At 60.6% G+C, this 20,467-nt stretch carries 18 protein-coding genes, 2 tRNA genes and 3 rRNA genes; 13 read left to right on the top strand and 10 right to left on the bottom strand.

What is annotated here, in order from left to right:
• Positions 1–5 precede the first annotated feature (5 nt).
• A complete protein-coding gene (locus tag J7024_RS06275) occupies positions 6–467 on the top strand; it encodes a MaoC family dehydratase (RefSeq protein ID WP_124827559.1) in 462 nt (153 codons plus the stop codon).
• A complete protein-coding gene (locus tag J7024_RS06270) occupies positions 464–940 on the top strand; it encodes a MaoC family dehydratase (RefSeq protein WP_124827558.1) in 477 nt (158 codons plus the stop codon). The genes J7024_RS06275 and J7024_RS06270 overlap by 4 nt, the downstream gene beginning before the upstream one ends.
• A 51-nt stretch (positions 941–991) precedes the next feature.
• On the opposite strand, the gene J7024_RS06265 is transcribed toward J7024_RS06270, so the two are convergent.
• Entirely contained in the window at positions 992–1,684 is a 693-nt protein-coding gene (locus J7024_RS06265; RefSeq protein WP_124827557.1) for a glutathione binding-like protein, read from the bottom strand.
• A gap of 162 nt (positions 1,685–1,846) precedes the next feature.
• The gene (locus J7024_RS06260) at positions 1,847–2,638 is read right to left on the bottom strand and encodes an oxepin-CoA hydrolase, alternative type (protein WP_175751207.1); all 792 of its coding nucleotides are present in this window, start codon (positions 2,636–2,638) and stop codon (positions 1,847–1,849) included.
• 210 nt (positions 2,639–2,848) lie between these two features.
• On the opposite strand from J7024_RS06260, the gene J7024_RS06255 reads away from it, so the two are divergent.
• Positions 2,849–3,505, top strand: a complete 657-nt coding sequence (locus tag J7024_RS06255) for a glutathione S-transferase (RefSeq protein WP_175761466.1) — start codon at positions 2,849–2,851, stop codon at positions 3,503–3,505.
• Between the two features lie 30 nt (positions 3,506–3,535).
• Here J7024_RS06255 and J7024_RS06250 read toward each other — a convergent pair whose 3' ends face one another.
• Both J7024_RS06250 and J7024_RS06245 read right to left on the bottom strand, forming a co-directional pair.
• Positions 3,536–4,708, bottom strand: a complete 1,173-nt coding sequence (locus tag J7024_RS06250) for a pyridoxal phosphate-dependent aminotransferase (protein ID WP_124827554.1) — start codon at positions 4,706–4,708, stop codon at positions 3,536–3,538.
• A 32-nt stretch (positions 4,709–4,740) separates the two neighbouring features.
• The gene (locus J7024_RS06245; RefSeq protein ID WP_175751206.1) at positions 4,741–5,238 is read right to left on the bottom strand and encodes a putative toxin-antitoxin system toxin component, PIN family; all 498 of its coding nucleotides are present in this window, start codon (positions 5,236–5,238) and stop codon (positions 4,741–4,743) included.
• Positions 5,239–5,295: 57 nt separating this feature from the next.
• Between J7024_RS06245 and yaaA the strand changes: the two genes are divergently transcribed.
• Together yaaA and J7024_RS06235 are read left to right on the top strand one after the other, a co-directional pair.
• Positions 5,296–6,078 carry a peroxide stress protein YaaA gene (gene yaaA / locus J7024_RS06240; protein WP_124827552.1) on the top strand — a complete coding sequence of 261 codons (783 nt, stop codon included), beginning with the start codon at positions 5,296–5,298 and terminating at the stop codon, positions 6,076–6,078.
• Positions 6,079–6,166: 88 nt separating this feature from the next.
• Positions 6,167–7,321, top strand: a complete 1,155-nt coding sequence (locus J7024_RS06235) for a M14 family metallopeptidase (RefSeq protein WP_124827551.1) — start codon at positions 6,167–6,169, stop codon at positions 7,319–7,321.
• 83 nt (positions 7,322–7,404) lie between these two features.
• Here the strand turns inward: J7024_RS06235 and J7024_RS06230 are convergent, their stop codons facing one another.
• The 4 genes from J7024_RS06230 to J7024_RS06215 form a co-directional block, all read right to left on the bottom strand.
• Entirely contained in the window at positions 7,405–8,049 is a 645-nt protein-coding gene (locus tag J7024_RS06230) for a BspC domain-containing protein (protein WP_124827550.1), read from the bottom strand.
• 139 nt (positions 8,050–8,188) lie between these two features.
• Complete coding sequence (locus J7024_RS06225) at positions 8,189–8,863, bottom strand: energy-coupling factor ABC transporter permease (RefSeq protein ID WP_124827549.1); 675 nt, start codon at positions 8,861–8,863, stop codon at positions 8,189–8,191.
• Between the two features lie 70 nt (positions 8,864–8,933).
• On the bottom strand, positions 8,934–9,770 hold the full coding sequence (locus J7024_RS06220) for a response regulator transcription factor (protein WP_124827548.1): 837 nt from the start codon (positions 9,768–9,770) through the stop codon (positions 8,934–8,936).
• Positions 9,771–9,980: 210 nt separating this feature from the next.
• The gene (locus J7024_RS06215) at positions 9,981–11,198 is read right to left on the bottom strand and encodes a DUF2863 family protein (RefSeq protein WP_124827547.1); all 1,218 of its coding nucleotides are present in this window, start codon (positions 11,196–11,198) and stop codon (positions 9,981–9,983) included.
• A gap of 562 nt (positions 11,199–11,760) precedes the next feature.
• On the opposite strand from J7024_RS06215, the gene J7024_RS06210 reads away from it, so the two are divergent.
• The 8 genes from J7024_RS06210 to J7024_RS06175 all read left to right on the top strand — a co-directional run bounded on the left by J7024_RS06210 (position 11,761) and on the right by J7024_RS06175 (position 18,473).
• Positions 11,761–13,293, top strand: a 16S ribosomal RNA gene (locus J7024_RS06210).
• A gap of 62 nt (positions 13,294–13,355) precedes the next feature.
• Positions 13,356–13,432, top strand: a tRNA-Ile gene (locus J7024_RS06205).
• Between the two features lie 41 nt (positions 13,433–13,473).
• Positions 13,474–13,549, top strand: a tRNA-Ala gene (locus J7024_RS06200).
• A gap of 289 nt (positions 13,550–13,838) precedes the next feature.
• Positions 13,839–16,720: ribosomal RNA gene (locus tag J7024_RS06195) — 23S ribosomal RNA — on the top strand.
• 154 nt (positions 16,721–16,874) lie between these two features.
• A 5S ribosomal RNA gene (gene rrf / locus J7024_RS06190) occupies positions 16,875–16,987 on the top strand.
• Together the 16S, 23S and 5S rRNA genes with 2 tRNA genes alongside form the textbook arrangement of a ribosomal RNA operon.
• A 237-nt stretch (positions 16,988–17,224) precedes the next feature.
• The gene (gene cueR / locus J7024_RS06185; protein ID WP_124831023.1) at positions 17,225–17,629 is read left to right on the top strand and encodes a Cu(I)-responsive transcriptional regulator; all 405 of its coding nucleotides are present in this window, start codon (positions 17,225–17,227) and stop codon (positions 17,627–17,629) included.
• A gap of 215 nt (positions 17,630–17,844) precedes the next feature.
• The gene (locus tag J7024_RS06180; RefSeq protein WP_006478295.1) at positions 17,845–17,991 is read left to right on the top strand and encodes a DUF3563 family protein; all 147 of its coding nucleotides are present in this window, start codon (positions 17,845–17,847) and stop codon (positions 17,989–17,991) included.
• A gap of 113 nt (positions 17,992–18,104) precedes the next feature.
• Entirely contained in the window at positions 18,105–18,473 is a 369-nt protein-coding gene (locus J7024_RS06175; protein ID WP_124831026.1) for a hypothetical protein, read from the top strand.
• A gap of 15 nt (positions 18,474–18,488) precedes the next feature.
• Here J7024_RS06175 and J7024_RS06170 read toward each other — a convergent pair whose 3' ends face one another.
• Entirely contained in the window at positions 18,489–19,334 is an 846-nt protein-coding gene (locus J7024_RS06170) for a 23S rRNA (adenine(2030)-N(6))-methyltransferase RlmJ (RefSeq protein WP_124831024.1), read from the bottom strand.
• A 112-nt stretch (positions 19,335–19,446) separates the two neighbouring features.
• Entirely contained in the window at positions 19,447–20,418 is a 972-nt protein-coding gene (locus J7024_RS06165) for a potassium channel beta subunit family protein (RefSeq protein ID WP_124831025.1), read from the bottom strand.
• Between the last annotated feature and the right edge of the window lie 49 nt (positions 20,419–20,467).

Here is a 20,467-nt window from a genome sequence, read left to right as displayed (position 1 = left end):
ATACAGTGGGTATCAGTTACGAAGATCTGGCGGTAGGCAGCAACACGGAGATCGGCCGCTACACGTTCGAGGCCGACGACATCAAGGCGTTCGCGCAACGCTACGATCCACAGCCGTTCCACCTCGACGAGGAAGCCGGCAAGGCATCGCCGTTCGGCGGACTGGTCGCGAGCGGCTGGCATACGTGTTCGGTGTTCATGAGCCTGCTCATCAAGAAGCTGGGGCCGGATTCGACCAGCATGGGGTCGCCCGGCATCGACTCGATTCGCTGGCTCAAACCCGTGCGCGCGGGCGATACGATCACGATGTACCAGAAGGTCCACGACAAACGCGTGTCGGCGAGCAAGCCCGATCGCGGCATCGTGTCGACGGAGTGGGTCGGCATCAACGGCGACGGCGAGACCGTGATCACCGTGCATACCAAGGTGATCTTCGGGTTGCGTCATCCGGAAGGGGCGAACGCATGACGGACGTGACATTGCCGTTGATCGCGTCACCCGAGGCGCTGCATGCGCGGGTCGGTGCGGAGCCGCTCGCGAGCGGCTGGGTCGAGATCGACCAGCCGCGCGTGGACCGCTTCGCCGACGCGACGGGCGATCACCAGTGGATTCACGTCGATCCCGAGCGCGCACGCAAAGAGTCGCCGTTTGGCGGTCCGATCGCGCACGGGTTTCTGACGCTGTCGCTGATTCCGGCGCTGATGGTCGACGCGATGCGCTTCGAGCAGACGATGGGCGTGAACTATGGACTGAATCGCGTGCGGTTCCTGAAGCCGGTGCCGGTCGGCACACGCGTGCGTGCGTTGTTCGCGGCGAAGGAAACCTCGGAGGCCGCGCAGGGCGGCGTACAGGTGACGTGGTCGGTGTCGGTGCAGGCCGAGCGTCCCGACGCACCGCTGCTCGTTTGTGCGGCGGAGTTCATCACGCTGCATTACTTCTGACGCACGCGGCGGCATCCACGGATGCCGCCGCGTCGTTCTGCGCGGGTTCGTTCAGTGCTTCGCGTATTGCGTTGCGCCGAACAGCATCTCGCGCGCCTTGTCGTCCTGCAATGCCTTGCGCAACGAGGCGAGCACTTCGACGCCGCGCTGCACGGCCGGTCGCGCGGCGATCGCCTCGTGCCAGCGCTTCACGTTCGGCAGTTCGTCGAGCACGATGCCCTGGTTCTGCCATGAACGCGTCCACGGGAACGTCGCGATGTCCGCAATCGTGTACGCGTCGCCGGCGAGATATTCGGATTCGCCGAGGCGTTTTTCCATGACGTTGTACAGGCGCTTCGCCTCGTTCGTGTAGCGATTGACCGCATATTCGATCTTCTCCGGCGCGTACATGCGGAAGTGGTGCGCTTGTCCGAGCATCGGGCCGACGCCGCCCATCTGGAACATCAGCCATTCGAGTGTCGCGTAGCGCGCGGCCGGATCGGTCGGGAGGAACTTGCCGGTTTTTTCCGCGAGGTAGACGAGGATCGCACCTGATTCGAACAGCGAGATCGGCTTGCCGCCGGGGCCGTCCGGATCGACGATCGCGGGGATCTTGTTGTTCGGGCTGATTTTCAGGAATTCGGGCTTGAACTGGTCGCCGGCGCCGATATCGACCGGATGTGCACGATACGCGAGGCCGGTTTCCTCGAGCATGATGTGTACCTTGTGGCCGTTCGGGGTCGCCCAGCTGTAGACGTCGATCATCGTCAACTCCTTCATGGCATGCGCGAAAACGGCGCCGACAGGGCGCCGTGACAAGCGGACATTAGAGCATGGATCGACGCGGGCCGCAGACGGCGGGAACGCTGGGCCTGCGTGCCGTTGCGGCAGCGTCGACGCCGCTTGAACGGCGTCGACGCTGCCGGATCAGCGTTTGTAGCGAGGCTGACGCTTCTCGAGAAATGCGGTGATGCCTTCGAACGCGTCCGCATGATGCAGCGATGCGACGAAGTGATCGCGCTCGGTGCCGAGATGCGCTTCGAGCGGTTGCGCGGTTGCATCGTCGAGCAGTAACTTGATGCGTGTGAGTGCGTTAGGCGAGATGCCGGCGAGCGAGTCGGCCCACGCGAGCGCGTCGGACAGCGCCGCGCCGGGTAGGGCGAGGCGATTGACGACGCCGAGCGCATGCAGGCGTTCGGCGGCGACCGGCTTCCCCTCGAACAGGATTTCGGCCGCAAGCGCGCGCGGCAACGCGCGGGCGAGGAACCACGAACCGCCGCCATCGGGCGTGAGGCCGACGCGCGCATACGACATCACGAACTTCGCGTCATGCGCGGCAACGATCAAGTCGCAAGCGAGTGCGAGCGAGAAGCCCGCGCCGGCGGCCGCGCCTTCGACCGCTGCGATCACGGGTTTCGTCGATGCGCGGATCGCGCTGATCCACGCGGCGAGCTGATCGATGCTGTCGGCCTGATAGGACGGATCCTTCGAACGGTTGTCGAGCAGCCGGTTCAGGTTGCCGCCTGCGCAAAAGAAACGATCGGCCCCCGTGAGCACGACGGCGTGAATCGCGGGATCGCGCTCGGCGGTAGCGAGCGCTTCGACGCCGGCCGCGTACATGTCGGGATGCAGCGCGTTGCGCGCACCGGGATTGGACAGCGTGAGGACGAGCGTCGATTCGCTCTCGGGCGGACGTGAGGCCAGCAGTTCAGCGCTCATGCGAGTGTGTCTCCATCGGATGGTGCGGCTGCGGCGCCGTGCATTGCGCGCGTGCTGGCGCATGCACATGAGGGTGTTGTGGCAGCGGATGCAATGTTGTCATGACGGACGCGAAACTGCTTTAGACTAGCACGGACGTGCTTTTCAGCGCGACGCATCCCGATGCGGCCGGTATCGCAGCGGCCGCGCTTCGCAACGAAGGAGACTCCGATGCTACAGCTGTGCGGTATTCCGTTGTCCAACTACTACAACAAGGTGAAGTTCGTTTTGCTCGAGCACGACATCCCGTTCGAGGAAGTGACATGCGGTCTGCCGATCAGCGATCCGGCACTGCTCGTCGATTCGCCGCTCGGCAAGATTCCGTTCGTGAAGACCGAAGAGGGCGCGCTGTTCGAATCGCAGGTGATCGTCGAGTATCTGGCTGCGCGGTATCCCGAGAAAGCCATTTTCCCGTCGAGCCCGTTTGCTGCCGCAAAGGTGCGTGAACTCGTCGAGACGCTCGAACTGTATCTCGAATGGACCGCGCGCGAGGTCTATACGGAAGCGTTTTTCGGCGGCAAGGTGAGCGACGGCATGAAGGCGCATGTCGAGAAGCGCCTGCCGCGCGCGATCGATGCGTTCAAGCGGATGGCGCAGTTCTCGCCTTATGTGCTTGGCGATTCGTTCAGCCTTGCCGACATCGCCGCGTCGATTCATCTGCCGGTGATCGGGATGGCGACGAAGGCGATATATGGCCGCGATTTCCTGGTTGACGCGAGTATCGACTGGAAGGCGCACGCGAAGATGGTCGGCGAGCGGCCGGCCGCGCAGCGCGTGGCGGCCGATCGCAAGGTGTATATGGATGCGATGAACGCCGCGCGTTCGTAAGCGCGGCCCGGGGCGGCGCCGCTGCTGGACTTACAGGCGCGCGAGTCGTTCGAGTGCGGACGCGAGCGTGCTTTCCTGCTTGGCGAAGCAGAAGCGTACGACGCCCGATTCGTGCGGCTCGTGATAGAACGCCGACACCGGAATCGCGGCCACGCCGACCTCCGATGTGAGCCACTTCGAGAACTCGGCTTCCGGCAGGTCGCTGATTGCCGAATAGTCGACACACTGGAAATACGTGCCCGGGCACGGCAGCAGCTTGAAGCGCGTGCGCTCGAGACCGGCACGGAAGAAGTCGCGCTTCTTCTGGTAGAAGTCGGGCAGCGTCAGGTACGGCGCCGGGTCGCGCAGATAGTCGGCGAGCCCGATCTGCATCGGCGTGTTCACCGTGAACACGTTGAACTGATGGACCTTGCGAAACTCCGCGGTCAGTGCGGCTGGTGCCGCGACATAGCCGACCTTCCAGCCCGTCACGTGATAGGTCTTCCCGAAACTCGACACGATGAAACTGCGCGCGGCCAGTTCCGGGTAGCGCGCGACGCTCTCGTGCCGCGCGCCGTCATAGACCATGTGCTCGTAGACCTCGTCCGACAGGATCAGTACGTTGGTGCCGCGTACGATCTCCTCGAGCTTGCGCATGTCGGCCTCGCGCCACACGGTGCCGGTGGGGTTGTGCGGCGTGTTGATCATGATCATTCGCGTCCTCGGCGTGATCGCGGCGGCGAGCCGATCGAACGGGATCGCATAGTCGGGCGCTTCGAGCGTGACGAATACCGGTTTGCCGCCCGCGAGTTCGATCGACGGCAGGTAGCTGTCGTAGGTCGGTTCGACGACGATCACTTCGTCGCCCGGATGCACTGCGCACAGGATTGCCGTCAGCAGCGCCTGCGTCGCGCCGGCCGTCACCGTGATCTCGGTGGCCGGATCGTAGCGCCGGCCGTAGACCTGCGCGATCTTGTCCGCGATCGCGTCGCGCAACGGTGCGACCCCGGCCATCGGCGGATACTGGTTGTGGCCGTTGCGCATCGCGGTCGCGACTGCGTCGACTATGCGCGGATCGCAGTCGAAATCGGGGAAGCCCTGGCCGAGATTCACTGCGCCTTTTTCGGCGGCGAGCGCGCTCATGACCGTGAAGATCGTTGTGCCGACGTTTGGCAGGCGAGAGGGGAAAACGGGAGTCGTAGGCATGTCGGAAGGAGCGTTCATCGATACGGTCGCAATCGGTGGCGCCAGGCGCGTCAGGCCGGCGTGGTGGCGTTGGCCGGCGCGGCGTCGAGCGCGCAGGCTTCGGAAAACGGGGCGGGTTGCGCGATCCGGAAGCCGAAGTCGCGTGCGGTGCGCTTCGCGAGCTTGAGCAGCGCGCGGTCCTTCGACACGAGCCATTCGGCCTGTGCGGCGCGCGCAAGCTCGAGGAACTTCTGATCGTCGCGATCCTTGCACTTCGGCAGCGGCGGCGCGTCGGCGTCGACGGGCGGCGGCTCCACGAGGCTCGTCAGGCGGGCGACGGTCGCGAGCGCCGCGGCCTTGTCGATTGCGCGCGATTGGAACTGCGGATAGTCGAGCACGAGTTCGAGTTCGTTCAGGCAGCGGCTGTCGATCACGGCGGCCAGCGTGCCGCATTCGAGTGCCGCCCGGATCGGGCGTGTGGCAGGGTCGTCGAATACGAGTATGTCGATCCAGACGTTCGAGTCGAGTACGACGCGATGTGCGGCGTGTGGGGCGAGGGAGCGGGTCATTCGTTACAATCGGTGGTTTTCGTCTGACCGCAAGGCACGGCGTGCCAGCGAGCCTCTATGATAATCGTTCTCTCTCCAGCCAAATCCCTCGACTACGATACGCCCGCGCACGTGCCGTCTTACACGAAGCCTGCATTCGTCGACGACGCGTCGGAATTGATCGACGGCCTGCGCAAGCTGTCGCCGCAGGACATCGCGACGCTGATGGATATTTCCGATCCGCTCGCACGCCTGAACTTTCAGCGCTACGCGGACTGGTCGCCGGTCTTCACGCCGGCCAATGCGAAGCAGGCGGTGCTCGCATTCAATGGCGACGTGTACGAAGGGTTCGACGCGAAATCGCTGTCGGCCACCGATCTAGATTACGCGCAGCAGCACGTGCGCGTGCTGTCGGGCCTGTACGGGCTGCTGCGTCCGCTCGACCTGCTGCAGCCTTACCGGCTCGAAATGGGTACCCGTTTCGCGAACGCGCGCGGCAAGGATCTATATGCGTTCTGGGGCGACCGGATCACGCACGCGCTTAACGAACAACTCGAGACGCGCACCGGCGCGGCGCGCGTGCTGATCAACTGTGCGTCGACCGAGTACTTCAAGTCGGTCAAGCCGAAACTGCTGGCCGCACCCGTCGTGACGCCGGTATTCGAGGACTGGAAGGGCGGCCGCTACAAGATCATCAGCTTCCACGCGAAACGCGCACGCGGCCTGATGGCGCGCTATATCGTCGAGAATCGCATCGCCGATCCGGCGGCGCTGAAGGATTTCGCGGTGGAAGACTACGCGTTCGATGCCGCCGCATCGAACGATTCGACTTACGTATATCGCCGGCGAGTCGGCGAGTGACCCTGCCGGCCGTTCACGAGACAGCCGGTGCATGCATGTGGCCGGGCAGGCGGCAAACAGTCCGTTCCGGTCGCAACTGGAGAGACAGATGACCCTTTCGATCACCAGCAATTTCGACGCGGGCGCAATCGACGTCGTGTCGTGCGACAGCCCGGACGCGATCCGGCTGCGCGTGCGCGGCGACAGCCGCTCGGAATTTGCGCAGTGGTTCTACTATCGCCTGACGGGCGCGCGCGGCGAGCGGTGCGTGATGTCGTTCGAGAATGCGGCCGAGTGCGCGTATCCGTCCGGATGGCGCAACTACAGCGCGGTCGCGAGCTACGACCGGGTCGACTGGTTCCGCGTGCCGACGACGTTCGACGGCAAGACGATGACCATCGACCACACGCCCGAATTCGACAGCATCTACTACGCATATTTCGAGCCGTATTCGGAAGAGCGTCATGCGGCGTTTCTCGGTGCGGTCCAGCAGTTGCCGCAGGCGAGCGTCGTCGAGCTCGGGCGCACGGTCGAAGGCCGTCCGATGTCGCTGCTGACGCTCGGCACGCCCGAAGTCGACGACGCGCCGAAGAAGAAGGTGTGGATCATCGCGCGCCAGCATCCCGGAGAGACGATGGCCGAGTGGTTCGTCGAAGGGCTCGTCAAGCGCCTGGCCGGATGGGGCGACTGGGCGGGCGATCCGGTGGCGCGCAAGCTCTACGACCGCGCGACGTTCTACATCGTCCCGAACATGAATCCGGACGGTAGCGTGCACGGCAACCTGCGCACCAATGCGGCGGGCGCGAACCTGAACCGCGAGTGGATGGAGCCCGACGCCGAGCGCAGCCCCGAAGTGCTGGCCGTGCGCGATGCGCTCCATGCGATCGGCTGCGACATGTTCTTCGACATCCATGGCGACGAGGATCTGCCGTACGTGTTCGTCGCCGGTTCGGAGATGCTGCCGAGTTTCACCGAGCAGCAGGGCAACGAGCAGACCGCGTTCATCGAAGCGTTCAAGGTCGCGAGCCCGGATTTCCAGACCGAGCATGGTTATGCGGCGAGCAAGTACAAGGAAGATGCGCTCAAGCTTGCATCGAAGTACATCGGTCATCAGTTCGGCTGCCTGTCGCTGACGCTAGAGATGCCGTTCAAGGACAACGCGAACCTGCCCGACGAGCGGGTTGGCTGGAACGGCGAGCGTAGCGCGGCGCTGGGTGCGGCAATGCTGGCGGCGATCCTCGTGCACGTCGAAAAGTTCGCGTAAGCGCGCTTTCGTTGAAATGAAAAAGGTCGGGGCATCGCATGATGCCCCGGCCTTTTTGCTTCTGTCGTTGCCGCTCCGTCGTATCAGGACTTCTTCGCGGTTCTCTTTTTCACGGCTTTCTTCTGGCCGCCTGATTTCTTTGTTGCAACCGCCTTCTTGCCGGTGCGGCCCGTTGCCTTGACCTTACCGCGGTGCGATTTACCCTTGAATTTCTTCGTCGACGACGGGCGTTCAACGTGCGGCTTCAGCGGCGGAACGGGATCGTTCCAGCTGAATGCAAGCATTTGCTGACCCACATAGCCGCAGCGAAATTTCAACGGTGTCGGGTCGCTGCCGTCGCTATGGATGCCGAGGCCATTCACGGTAACGATGTTGTCGACCTTCACGCGCTGCTTGCCCTGATCGAACGAGTCGTTCCACGGCGTGATCGTGGCATTGCCGCTGTCGAATGCGTTCGGTGCGAAGTCGACACGATCGAAGGCCGACGACGTGCTGGCGATGAAGCTGCCGTGCGCCGCACAATCGGCGACGATCGGATCGGCGTGCATGTCGTTGACGAATTTGTTGATCAGTTCGGAGCGCTGGTCGAGGAGGTCGGCGAATACCGGTGCCGGAAGCGCAAGCGACAGGCCCGCGACACAGGCCGCCAGCTTGCCGAGCGCCCGGAAAAACCTGAGCGAGGCAGGAGAGCTGTCCATCTGGTTATTGGTGAGGAGCGAATGAGGCATCGGGCACGTATAGATGCCCGATGGAGAACAGGAGTTCAATCTTAGCGTAAAAAAGATGTGCGGCAGTAGGTGCCGCACTCTGCCGGGCCGCGGGTGATGGGGGCGGCATGCGTTGCCCGCACGGCAACACGAAGCGCATTCACGCGCGCGGACCGCCGAGACGATAGCGTCGAACGTCGAACGTCGTGACCCATGCCGGGCGATATACGGCGATAAGCGCAGTCGCCATGCCGGTGAACCATGCTTCGCCCAGCGCGAGCAGCGCGGTGTTCAGCAGATAGCCGGCGGGAATCACGACGGGCACGCCGTCCGCGAGCGCGAGCTGCACGCCGGCTGCGGCCGCGGCGACCGTGATGATCGCGATGGCCGGCGACAGAAATCCCTGGCCGGTAATGAACGACGCGAGGTTATGCGGCAGCCACGCGATCGCGGCGCGCTGCAGCAACGCGGACACGGCGACCGGTAGCGCGCCGTAGACCAGATAGGTGAGGCCGATGCCTTGCCACGGCGCGTCGAAGACGATCGCGGCAACGGCCGTGACGGCAGCCATCCCGATCAGCGCGAGCGTCCAGTCGAACAGTGTGACGAGCAGCGTCGCGCCGAGCAGATGCATGACGATGCCGTCCTCGAGCCATGCATTCGAGGCCCAGAGAACCGTGATCGCGGTGACAAGCGCGAGCCACACGTGCTGGAGCGTTGCGTCCTGTAGTCGGACGAAGGGACGCTTCCAGATCGCGAGCGCGAGCAGCGCCACGGCGGCGATCCAGCCACCGACGCCAACCCAGAACGGAAGCGGTGTGAAAAGAAAACCCATGTGTTCATATTACTCGTTGAGCATCAAAGGTGGGAATCCGCACATGCCGACCGTCGCAATATCGATACGGCTAGCGTTCGCGCCGAAACCGCGGCGTCGGCTCGGCCGCGAGCGGCAGATCCGGGGCGCCTGCGTTCGCGGCAGGCAACGGGTATGCACGGTTGTTCCGTTGCGCACGCAGCGGAACCGGCCCGCGTTCGCCGATGACGGGCTTGCGCACGCGATCGCGGTTCGCCAGCAATACCTCGAGGTGCGGCGACAGCCAGCCGTTGTAGATCGCAACCGCGGCGGCGCGATTTGCCGCGCCGAGCTGCTGGAAGATGCTGGCGAGGTGGATCTTCACCGTGCCTTCGCTGATGCCGAGCGTACGGGCGATCATCTTGTTGGTACTGCCCATATGAACGAATCGCATGATCTGCGCCTGTCTCGGTGACAGCAGGCCGGTTGGCGGGCGGCGCGGCAGCGATCCGGCGAGCGTCTGGAAATGGGGGGCGTGGCGTGCTGCTGCTGCGGACGGCAACAGGCTGAGCGCGATGGGCGGAATGTAATGACCGCCCAGCATCACCATTTCGAGTGCGCGCACGATCAGGTGCGGCCGGGTCGAGTGCGGGATTACGCCCGCGACGCCGTAGTTGAAGAAGCGCTGGATGGCTTCCGGCGTGGATTCGTCGATCAGCACCGCGGCAGGCGTCGGCGAGCAGGCGCTGCAGAGCGCCTGAAGTTCGCTGAGCCGGCCGACGTCCAGCCAGTCGATCGCAACGAGGTCGAAACGCTGGGTGCGCAGCAGTCGGCGCGCCTGGAAACCGTCGGGCGCATCGTTGATGCTGGCATGACGGTCGATCTGCCGTAGCAGGGCCTTCAGTCCATCACGCCGCTCGGCGTCTGAGTTCAGCACCAGGAACCGCATATTCAACCTCCGTAAGGTAATTCATTGGGCTGCCGTCTGCATGCCGTGGGCCCCGATAATGACAAATACCTTACACGATGTCTGCTTGGCTGAAAGGCTTAGGAAAAGTCTGAAATTTCCGGTGCCGGAAATGCGGACGAGAAAAAAGCCGCTCCGGCTGGAACCGGGAGCGGCTTCGTGCGGGCAGGCGCTGTGGGCCTGCAGTGCGGATCAGTGAAAGTGCGGCTGTGCGGGGGACGCGTCTTCCGGCATTTCCGCGTGGACGATTTCGCCGAGCGGATCGGCGTACAGGGGCACGCCGCAGTCGTCGCAGTACTCGGGTTCGAAGCGGCCCGCGTGCCGGCGGACGTCGGTTACACCGCACTCCTTCAGCAGACTCACGATTTCTTCGAGTGGCCCGTCGATTGGCGCTTCGCCTTCGAGCGTTGCGCTGTCGATCGACACGTCGCCGTTCTCGCGGCCGTAGAGCGGCCACACGACGCCGTAGATCACGTCGTTGCTGGCGCGGCGCGTGAAAGCGACGCGATACTCGTCGATCCTGCGTTCGCCGAAGCCGGCGACCACCGCACGCAGTTCCTGCGGCGCCGCACCAAGTGTGTCGAAAAGATAACGGATGGCCGTTCTGACGGTGTGCGGACGAATGCGTTCGTCTGCATCACGGCAGGCCGAATAGTACGCGTCCGGAAGCAGGCATTCGAACTCGCAGCCGGGGAGGGCAACCGACAGGTTCGGGCCGCCCTGGGCCGTCCATTGCTCGAGGCACTGGCCGCGTTCGATCCGGTCGCCGTGTTCTTCTTCCTGCCAGCGGAACAGTGGCGCGCCGGCCGGTGCAGCGACGACGGCGAGCAGAAAGCGCGGGTCGGCCAGAATCGGCGAAGTTTCGGGCAGGTCGCCGAAACTCAGCTTCGCGGCATGCTGACCGATTGCCGCATGGGCGAGTTGTTGCGCGAGCCGGTAAGTTTCGACATGGTGCCGCGGCAACTGGTCGATGCTGTACAGGAACGGTGCGAGCCCGACGAGCGTGCCGCTCGCGAGCACGTGTGCTTGCAGGTGCGTACGCAGCGCGTCGGCGACGTCACCCTTGAGCGGACCCGACGGAATCATGTAGCGCGTCCAGGCGAGAACGGGGACGGCGACCAGCAGCGCGTCATGCGGCTGGCCATCGTGCTCGATCACCATCGACTCGCTGTGCGTCTCGGCCATGTCGGCGAGCGCGCCATATGCATCGGGATGATTCTGCTGCAGATGGTCGAGTGCGGCGTCGAGCGTGGTCTGGTTGCCGTTGCGAACGATCTTGGCGAGCAGCACATCGAGCTTCGCTTCCCAGAAGCGATCCTCGATGCGGCTGCCCGAGGCGAAGAGCGCAAGCGACAGGCCGACCAGTTTGTCGGCGTCGGGGGGGAGGCGTTTGGCGATTCGCTGGCGCATATTAAATACGTATAGAAGGAGGCGAAGAACCTCACATTCTAGTCCGTTCTTTGCACCATAAGCGCTCTCGTGCTCGGGCAGGGCCGGAAGGCCGAAGCGAGGGGCATGCAAAAAAATGCATTGAAACATCTTGCGCGATCGGCGGCGGGTGCATAGAATCACGCCTCTTTCGCGCTAACGGAAACAAGGCGCGGGGGAAGAAGGGAAGCGGTGCGGTCGAGGTTGTTGCAAAGCCTTGGCGCACACGGAGTTGAACCCCAGCCGTCGCGACGAAGCAGTTAAAAAAGTTGTTGACGATCTGAAAAAAGCGGTTCATAATCTCGCTTCTCTGCTGCTGAAAACGCAGCGCTGCTGAGAAAGATAGATTTCTCGCGGAAATGCTCTTTAAAAATTAACAGCCGATAAGTGTGGGCGCTTGATGGCCGCGAGCTGATCTTCGGATCAGATAGCGAAAGTATCAAGAGTCTCACACTAAAGTAAGTCAGGTTTATGAAGCAATTCATATTCCTGTCAGCTTTGAGTGAGCGACCGGTTCGAAAGAACCGAAAACAGTAACAGGTTTAAACTGAAGAGTTTGATCCTGGCTCAGATTGAACGCTGGCGGCATGCCTTACACATGCAAGTCGAACGGCAGCACGGGTGCTTGCACCTGGTGGCGAGTGGCGAACGGGTGAGTAATACATCGGAACATGTCCTGTAGTGGGGGATAGCCCGGCGAAAGCCGGATTAATACCGCATACGATCTACGGATGAAAGCGGGGGACCTTCGGGCCTCGCGCTATAGGGTTGGCCGATGGCTGATTAGCTAGTTGGTGGGGTAAAGGCCTACCAAGGCGACGATCAGTAGCTGGTCTGAGAGGACGACCAGCCACACTGGGACTGAGACACGGCCCAGACTCCTACGGGAGGCAGCAGTGGGGAATTTTGGACAATGGGCGAAAGCCTGATCCAGCAATGCCGCGTGTGTGAAGAAGGCCTTCGGGTTGTAAAGCACTTTTGTCCGGAAAGAAATCCTTGGCTCTAATACAGCCGGGGGATGACGGTACCGGAAGAATAAGCACCGGCTAACTACGTGCCAGCAGCCGCGGTAATACGTAGGGTGCAAGCGTTAATCGGAATTACTGGGCGTAAAGCGTGCGCAGGCGGTTTGCTAAGACCGATGTGAAATCCCCGGGCTCAACCTGGGAACTGCATTGGTGACTGGCAGGCTAGAGTATGGCAGAGGGGGGTAGAATTCCACGTGTAGCAGTGAAATGCGTAGAGATGTGGAGGAATACCGATGGCGAAGGCAGCCCCCTGGGCCAATACTGACGCTCATGCACGAAAGCGTGGGGAGCAAACAGGATTAGATACCCTGGTAGTCCACGCCCTAAACGATGTCAACTAGTTGTTGGGGATTCATTTCCTTAGTAACGTAGCTAACGCGTGAAGTTGACCGCCTGGGGAGTACGGTCGCAAGATTAAAACTCAAAGGAATTGACGGGGACCCGCACAAGCGGTGGATGATGTGGATTAATTCGATGCAACGCGAAAAACCTTACCTACCCTTGACATGGTCGGAATCCTGCTGAGAGGTGGGAGTGCTCGAAAGAGAACCGGCGCACAGGTGCTGCATGGCTGTCGTCAGCTCGTGTCGTGAGATGTTGGGTTAAGTCCCGCAACGAGCGCAACCCTTGTCCTTAGTTGCTACGCAAGAGCACTCTAAGGAGACTGCCGGTGACAAACCGGAGGAAGGTGGGGATGACGTCAAGTCCTCATGGCCCTTATGGGTAGGGCTTCACACGTCATACAATGGTCGGAACAGAGGGTTGCCAACCCGCGAGGGGGAGCTAATCCCAGAAAACCGATCGTAGTCCGGATTGCACTCTGCAACTCGAGTGCATGAAGCTGGAATCGCTAGTAATCGCGGATCAGCATGCCGCGGTGAATACGTTCCCGGGTCTTGTACACACCGCCCGTCACACCATGGGAGTGGGTTTTACCAGAAGTGGCTAGTCTAACCGCAAGGAGGACGGTCACCACGGTAGGATTCATGACTGGGGTGAAGTCGTAACAAGGTAGCCGTATCGGAAGGTGCGGCTGGATCACCTCCTTTCCAGAGCTTCTCGCAAAGTTGAGCGCTCACGCTTATCGGCTGTAAATTAAAGACAGACTCAGGGGTCTGTAGCTCAGTCGGTTAGAGCACCGTCTTGATAAGGCGGGGGTCGTTGGTTCGAATCCAACCAGACCCACCATTGTCTGGCGGTAACACACCTGAGGGTATCTGTACTCAAATGGGGGCATAGCTCAGCTGGGAGAGCACCTGCTTTGCAAGCAGGGGGTCGTCGGTTCGATCCCGTCTGCCTCCACCAATCTTCAATGACAAGCATTCGAACGAAGCGTTGTTCGAGTCTTTGTCATTGGCGATTGAGCCAGTCAGAGTGATACGTCTTACGTATCGGCTGTCGTTCTTTAACAATCTGGAAGAAGTAAGTAATTTGGATAGCGGAAGCGTCTTGAGATGGACGTGGAAGTTATCCGGGTTGTGATTGTATCGATGTATCTCAAGATGATTCGAACTCTATGTTTGACTCAATTGGAATACGGCACAACGCGAGAACTCAACCTGTAACGACTGTCGATGAGACAGACTCGTTATAGGGTCAAGCGAACAAGTGCATGTGGTGGATGCCTTGGCGATCACAGGCGATGAAGGACGCGGTAGCCTGCGAAAAGCTACGGGGAGCTGGCAAACGAGCTTTGATCCGTAGATGTCCGAATGGGGAAACCCACTCCTTTTGGAGTATCCATGGCTGAATACATAGGCCATGCGAAGCGAACGCGGTGAACTGAAACATCTAAGTAACCGCAGGAAAAGAAATCAACCGAGATTCCCAAAGTAGTGGCGAGCGAAATGGGATGAGCCTTGCACTCTTTATTTGTATTGTTAGCCGAACGCTCTGGAAAGTGCGGCCATAGCAGGTGATAGCCCTGTAGGCGAAAACAGTATGAAAGAACTAGGTGTGCGACAAGTAGGGCGGGACACGTGAAATCCTGTCTGAAGATGGGGGGACCATCCTCCAAGGCTAAATACTCGTGATCGACCGATAGTGAACCAGTACCGTGAGGGAAAGGCGAAAAGAACCCCGGGAGGGGAGTGAAATAGATCCTGAAACCGCATGCATACAAACAGTCGGAGCCTCGCAAGGGGTGACGGCGTACCTTTTGTATAATGGGTCAGCGACTTACGTTCAGTAGCAAGCTTAACCGTATAGGGCAGGCGTAGCGAAAGCGAGTCCGAATAGGGCGTTCAGTTGCTGGGCGTAGACCCGAAACCAAGTGATCTATCCATGGCCAGGATGAAGGTGCGGTAACACGTACTGGAGGTCCGAACCCACTAACGTTGAAAAGTTAGGGGATGAGCTGTGGATAGGGGTGAAAGGCTAAACAAACTTGGAAATAGCTGGTTCTCTCCGAAAACTATTTAGGTAGTGCCTCGTGTCTCACCTTCGGGGGTAGAGCACTGTCATGGTTGGGGGGTCTATTGCAGATTACCCCGCCATAGCAAACTCCGAATACCGAAGAGTGCAATCACGGGAGACAGACATCGGGTGCTAACGTCCGGTGTCAAGAGGGAAACAACCCAGACCGCCAGCTAAGGTCCCCAAATATAGCTAAGTGGGAAACGAAGTGGGAAGGCTAAAACAGTCAGGAGGTTGGCTTAGAAGCAGCCACCCTTTAAAGAAAGCGTAATAGCTCACTGATCGAGTCGTCCTGCGCGGAAGATGTAACGGGGCTAAGCTATATACCGAAGCTGCGGATGCGAGCTTTGCTCGCATGGTAGGAGAGCGTTCCGTAAGCCTGCGAAGGTGCGTTGAAAAGCGTGCTGGAGGTATCGGAAGTGCGAATGCTGACATGAGTAGCGATAAAGGGGGTGAAAGGCCCCCTCGCCGTAAGCCCAAGGTTTCCTACGCAACGTTCATCGGCGTAGGGTGAGTCGGCCCCTAAGGCGAGGCAGAAATGCGTAGCTGATGGGAAGCAGGTCAATATTCCTGCACCATTGTTAGATGCGATGGGGGGACGGATCGCGGAAGGTTGTCCGGGTGTTGGAAGTCCCGGTCGCTGCATTGGAGAAGGCGCTTAGGCAAATCCGGGCGCAGGATTCAAGGGTGTGGCGCGAGCTCCTTAGGGAGCGAAGCAATTGGAAGTGGTTCCAAGAAAAGCCTCTAAGCTTCAGTCTAACGATGACCGTACCGCAAACCGACACAGGTGGGCGAGATGAGTATTCTAAGGCGCTTGAGAGAACTCGGGAGAAGGAACTCGGCAAATTGGTACCGTAACTTCGGGATAAGGTACGCCCTTGTAGCTTGATGCGCCTGCGCGCAAAGGGTGAAGGGGTTGCAATAAACTGGTGGCTGCGACTGTTTAATAAAAACACAGCACTCTGCAAACACGAAAGTGGACGTATAGGGTGTGACGCCTGCCCGGTGCCGGAAGATTAAATGATGGGGTGCAAGCTCTTGATTGAAGTCCCGGTAAACGGCGGCCGTAACTATAACGGTCCTAAGGTAGCGAAATTCCTTGTCGGGTAAGTTCCGACCTGCACGAATGGCGTAACGATGGCCACACTGTCTCCTCCCGAGACTCAGCGAAGTTGAAGTGTTTGTGATGATGCAATCTACCCGCGGCTAGACGGAAAGACCCCATGAACCTTTACTGTAGCTTTGCATTGGACTTTGAACCGATCTGTGTAGGATAGGTGGGAGGCTATGAAACCGGAACGCTAGTTTCGGTGGAGCCGTCCTTGAAATACCACCCTGGTTTGTTTGAGGTTCTAACCTTGGCCCGTGATCCGGGTCGGGGACAGTGCATGGTAGGCAGTTTGACTGGGGCGGTCTCCTCCCAAAGCGTAACGGAGGAGTACGAAGGTACGCTAGGTACGGTCGGAAATCGTGCTGATAGTGCAATGGCATAAGCGTGCTTAACTGCGAGACCGACAAGTCGAGCAGGTGCGAAAGCAGGTCATAGTGATCCGGTGGTTCTGTATGGAAGGGCCATCGCTCAACGGATAAAAGGTACTCTGGGGATAACAGGCTGATACCGCCCAAGAGTTCATATCGACGGCGGTGTTTGGCACCTCGATGTCGGCTCATCTCATCCTGGGGCTGTAGCCGGTCCCAAGGGTATGGCTGTTCGCCATTTAAAGAGGTACGTGAGCTGGGTTTAAAACGTCGTGAGACAGTTTGGTCCCTATCTGCCGTGGGCGTTGGATATTTGAAGGGGGCTGCTCCTAGTACGAGAGGACCGGAGTGGACGAACCTCTGGTGTACCGGTTGTCACGCCAGTGGCATCGCCGGGTAGCTATGTTCGGAAGAGATAACCGCTGAAAGCATCTAAGCGGGAAACTCGCCTTAAGATGAGATATCCCTGGGGACTAGATCCCCTTGAAGGGTCGTTCGAGACCAGGACGTTGATAGGTCAGGTGTGTAAGCGCAGTAATGCGTTCAGCTAACTGATACTAATTGCCCGTAAGGCTTGATCCTATAACAAGTCTGCCTTGTAGATCGGCGCCGTGCGCAAGCACCGGCTGCGATCCAGCGCGACATGTTGGATTCTCGTGTGTGATACACACAACCTAAATTACTGCTTCTTCCCAGATTGGTTCTGTTGGCCGTGCCAGCAGAACACCCCTCTTTGCCTGATGACCATAGCGAGTCGGTCCCACCCCTTCCCATCCCGAACAGGACCGTGAAACGACTCTACGCCGATGATAGTGCGGATTCCCGTGTGAAAGTAGGTAATCGTCAGGCTCCCTAAGCCAGAAACCCCCGCCCAACTAGGCGGGGGTTTTTGCATTGGCGCGACGGAAATGCAGGCGGGCGGAGATGGACAAGCCGCTTCGCAGACATGGCGACCTGAGGTTGATCTCGCCAACCAATGCCCATCCCGGAACGAAACGACGCGATTTGATACGATCGAAGTGTCGACGTCGGCACATCTGTACCGGCATTCGCGTTCGAAGCTGGGCTTGTGAAGAGGGTGGGGGAATGAATATCGGTGACGCGTCACGCGAATCCGGCGTCAGTGCAAAAATGATCCGGTACTACGAACAAGTCGGCCTGCTGGCGCCGAGCAAGCGTAGCGACGCTGGATATCGGATTTACGGTCCGGACGAAGTCCATATCCTGCGCTTCATCCGTCAGGCACGAAGACTCGGCTTCCTCGTCGAGGATATCCGCAAGCTGCTGATGCTCTGGCAAGACCGCTCCCGAGCGAGCGCCGAAGTGAAGTCGATAGCCCTCGAACACGTGGCCGAACTCGACAAGCGCATCGCGGAACTGAGCGACATGCGCAATACGCTGGCCGATCTGGCCGCGCACTGTCATGGTGACGAGCGCCCGGAATGCCCAATTTTGGCGCGCTTGGCGGATCGGGTCGGCGAACCAGATTAGTGCGCGTCCTCGAGTTCAAAATGGGCATCGAGCTAGTCTTATTAAAAATCAATAAGTTGGCGGAGATGCTTCAAGATCCATTCCGAATGGGAATGGTCTCCATGCAAGTATTTCACTGGCATCTTGGTGCGGCATCGCTATAATTCGGGATAACCCTATACGGGAAATCCCTGAATCTCGATTCGCCAGGGGTCCCCCCTTCCTTGGAGAACGTCATGATCGCCTACATCGTTGAAAAGCTGAGCAACTGGTTCGAATCCGCAGAGCGTGAGCGCCGTGAGGCTTACCTCGCCACGTCGTCGGACATCGTCCAGCTCGAGAGCCGTATCCGTTCGCTCGAAACCAACGGCTACTCGCTGTAATCGGAGTCACCGTCAGGTGCCATGTGGCACCGAACGAAAAGCAAGCCCCGTGTTGACGGGGCTTTGTTTTTTGTGCGCCGGATCTGGTGAAATCGGTGATGCAGCGCTATGGTATGGGCCTGCTTTTGGACAGGAAGAATACGATCATGCGCTTGCGTTTCGATGTGCGTTCTGTTCCCCGCACGCGCCTTGTTCTGGGTGTTGCGGTGCTCGTCCACTGCGTCGCGGCGGGCGCCGCGACCGCGTCCAGGCCGCTGATTCTTGACACGCAAAGCGGTATTCAGGACGGTAAGGGTGGCCTGGTGTTGCAAACTGCGCCGCTGTCGTCCGAGCCGATCGTCGAACCGGCGCGTATGCGAACGCCGGCCGGGCAGACGTCGAATTCGTCGGTTCCGCTGTTTGTCGCGCCGTATATCAATGTCCCCGGCTGGGGCACGTCACCGGCCAATCAACCACGGCCCATGCCGCGACAGCAGCCGTAACGGCGGCCGGCTCGCTCAGTTTCCGCGGTGCTCGATCTGGCACCGCGCGCCGCTATCCTGCCCGAGTCGTTCCACGAGGTAGGGCAGCGCTTCGTTCATGCTCTGCGCGAGGGTGTAGGGCGGATTCAGGATGAACATTCCGCTGCCGTAGAGGCCCAGTCCGTCTGCAGGCGGGTTCGATACCGTCAACGTCAGGTGTAGCCAGTTGTTCGGCTGCAGACGCTTCAGTTGTTCCGGAAAACGTTGCGACTCCACGCGCGCAACCTGCGGATACCAGATTGCGTAGCAACCCGTTGCGAACCGCTTCAGGCATTCCGTGACGCACGTGATGGTCCGTGCGTAGTCCTTCTTGTCCTCGTAGGACGGATCGATCAGAACGAGCGCGCGGCGCGGCGCCGGTGGCAGCAACGCCTTGATACCCTCGAAGCCATCGCCTGCGAAGATCATCGCGCGTCGCCCTGCATCGCGAAAGTTGTGACGCAGCACGTCGATTTCCGTCGTGTGCATTTCGAACAGGCGCATCCGGTCCTGCTCGCGCATCGATCGCCATGCGAGATATGGGGAGCCCGGATAGAATCGCAGCTCGCCGTCGTCGTTCAGCGCGCGGACTTCATCGATGTAATCGCCCAGCGCTTCAGGCAGGTTCTTGTCGTTCCACAGCGGGCCGATGCCGGTATCGAATTCCGCGGTCTTGGCGGCGTAGCCGTCGCGTAGAGAGTACACGCCGGCGCCCGCGTGCGTATCGATGTACCAGTACGACTTGTCCTTCTTGTTCAGGTAGCGCAGCAACTGGACGACGACGGCGTGCTTGAGCACGTCCGCGTGATTGCCTGCGTGAAAACCGTGACGATAGCTGAGCATGGCTGGCTGCCTGGAACGAAAAGATGAATCGATGAAAACGGGCGATCGCGCGCGGCTGACGAGCCGGGCGCCGATGCGGCCGCGTATTGTACGCGAGTGGCCGTAAGTCGCCTTACTCGTATGCGTCGCCGACTACCTCCTCGATGCGTTGCTTGACCTCCGGCGTCAGCTTCGCGGCGACGTCGAGCGCGCGCATGTTGTCGCCGATCTGTTCGAGCCGCGACGCGCCTGTAATCACCGAGCTCACGCGCGGATTCGCGAGCACCCATGCGATTGCGAGCTGGCCGGTGCTGCAGCCGAGTTCGGCCGCGATCTCGCCGAGCCGCTCGACGACATCGTTGCTGGCCGGATCCGTCAGCCGGTCGCGGAGCCAGTCGTAGCCGTGCAGTTGCGCGCGGCTGTCTGGCGGTACGCCGTTGCGGTACTTGCCGGTGAGCAACCCCGATGCCAGCGGGCTCCAGGTCGTGAGACCCATACCGTAGTCGTCGTAGAGCCGCGTATATTCCTGTTCGACCCGGGTACGGTGGAACAGGTTGTACTGCGGCTGCTCGACGACCGGCTTGTGCAGATGATGCCGCTCGGCGATTTCGTATGCGGCGCGGATCTCGTCGGCGCTCCATTCGGATGTGCCCCAGTACAGCGCCTTGCCGCGTACGATCATGTCGCTCATCGCCCAGACGGTTTCCTCGATCGGTGTGTTCGGGTCCGGGCGATGGCAATAGACGAGGTCGACGTAGTCGAGCTGCAGCCGATGCAGCGAGCCGTCGATGGCGTTCAGCAGATATTTCCGGTTGAGCGTGTGGTACTGGTTCGGCGCTTCCGCGAGACCCCAGAAGAACTTCGTCGATACCAGGTAGCTGATACGCGGCCAGCCGAGCGACTTCAGGGCCCGGCCCATGATTTCCTCCGACTTTCCACCCGCGTAGACCTCCGCGTTGTCGAAGAAGTTGACGCCCGCATCGCGGGCCGCCGCGAGGCACTCGCGGGCGACCCGCTGGTCGACCTGATTGCCGTACGTGACCCACGAACCGAGCGAAAGCGCGCTGACCTGCAGGCCGGAGCGGCCTAGTCGTCGATAGTGCATGCGAATCTCCCTCGATCCGAAACCGACCTTAAGCTTAGACGTTTTGGCC

The organism is Burkholderia sp. WTPI3 (genome assembly GCF_021483755.1).
GTDB lineage: Bacteria > Pseudomonadota > Gammaproteobacteria > Burkholderiales > Burkholderiaceae > Burkholderia.
The sequence above is the reverse complement of the archived record's forward strand: the minus strand, read 5'-3'. Positions and strand labels throughout refer to the sequence as shown.

Coding starts and splice junctions, on each gene's coding strand:
- J7024_RS06175 (WP_124831026.1), top strand. CDS start 18,105: ATGGGCCTGCTTTTGGACAGGAAGAATACGATCATGCGCTTGCGTTTC.
- J7024_RS06270 (WP_124827558.1), top strand. CDS start 464: ATGACGGACGTGACATTGCCGTTGATCGCGTCACCCGAGGCGCTGCAT.
- J7024_RS06165 (WP_124831025.1), bottom strand. CDS start 20,418: ATGCACTATCGACGACTAGGCCGCTCCGGCCTGCAGGTCAGCGCGCTT.
- J7024_RS06180 (WP_006478295.1), top strand. CDS start 17,845: ATGATCGCCTACATCGTTGAAAAGCTGAGCAACTGGTTCGAATCCGCA.
- J7024_RS06220 (WP_124827548.1), bottom strand. CDS start 9,770: ATGCGGTTCCTGGTGCTGAACTCAGACGCCGAGCGGCGTGATGGACTG.
- J7024_RS06230 (WP_124827550.1), bottom strand. CDS start 8,049: ATGCCTCATTCGCTCCTCACCAATAACCAGATGGACAGCTCTCCTGCC.
- J7024_RS06215 (WP_124827547.1), bottom strand. CDS start 11,198: ATGCGCCAGCGAATCGCCAAACGCCTCCCCCCCGACGCCGACAAACTG.
- J7024_RS06255 (WP_175761466.1), top strand. CDS start 2,849: ATGCTACAGCTGTGCGGTATTCCGTTGTCCAACTACTACAACAAGGTG.
- cueR (WP_124831023.1), top strand. CDS start 17,225: ATGAATATCGGTGACGCGTCACGCGAATCCGGCGTCAGTGCAAAAATG.
- J7024_RS06265 (WP_124827557.1), bottom strand. CDS start 1,684: ATGATCGACGTCTACAGCTGGGCGACCCCGAACGGCCACAAGGTACAC.
- J7024_RS06250 (WP_124827554.1), bottom strand. CDS start 4,708: ATGAACGCTCCTTCCGACATGCCTACGACTCCCGTTTTCCCCTCTCGC.
- J7024_RS06225 (WP_124827549.1), bottom strand. CDS start 8,863: ATGGGTTTTCTTTTCACACCGCTTCCGTTCTGGGTTGGCGTCGGTGGC.
- J7024_RS06170 (WP_124831024.1), bottom strand. CDS start 19,334: ATGCTCAGCTATCGTCACGGTTTTCACGCAGGCAATCACGCGGACGTG.
- yaaA (WP_124827552.1), top strand. CDS start 5,296: ATGATAATCGTTCTCTCTCCAGCCAAATCCCTCGACTACGATACGCCC.
- J7024_RS06245 (WP_175751206.1), bottom strand. CDS start 5,238: ATGACCCGCTCCCTCGCCCCACACGCCGCACATCGCGTCGTACTCGAC.
- J7024_RS06235 (WP_124827551.1), top strand. CDS start 6,167: ATGACCCTTTCGATCACCAGCAATTTCGACGCGGGCGCAATCGACGTC.
- J7024_RS06260 (WP_175751207.1), bottom strand. CDS start 2,638: ATGAGCGCTGAACTGCTGGCCTCACGTCCGCCCGAGAGCGAATCGACG.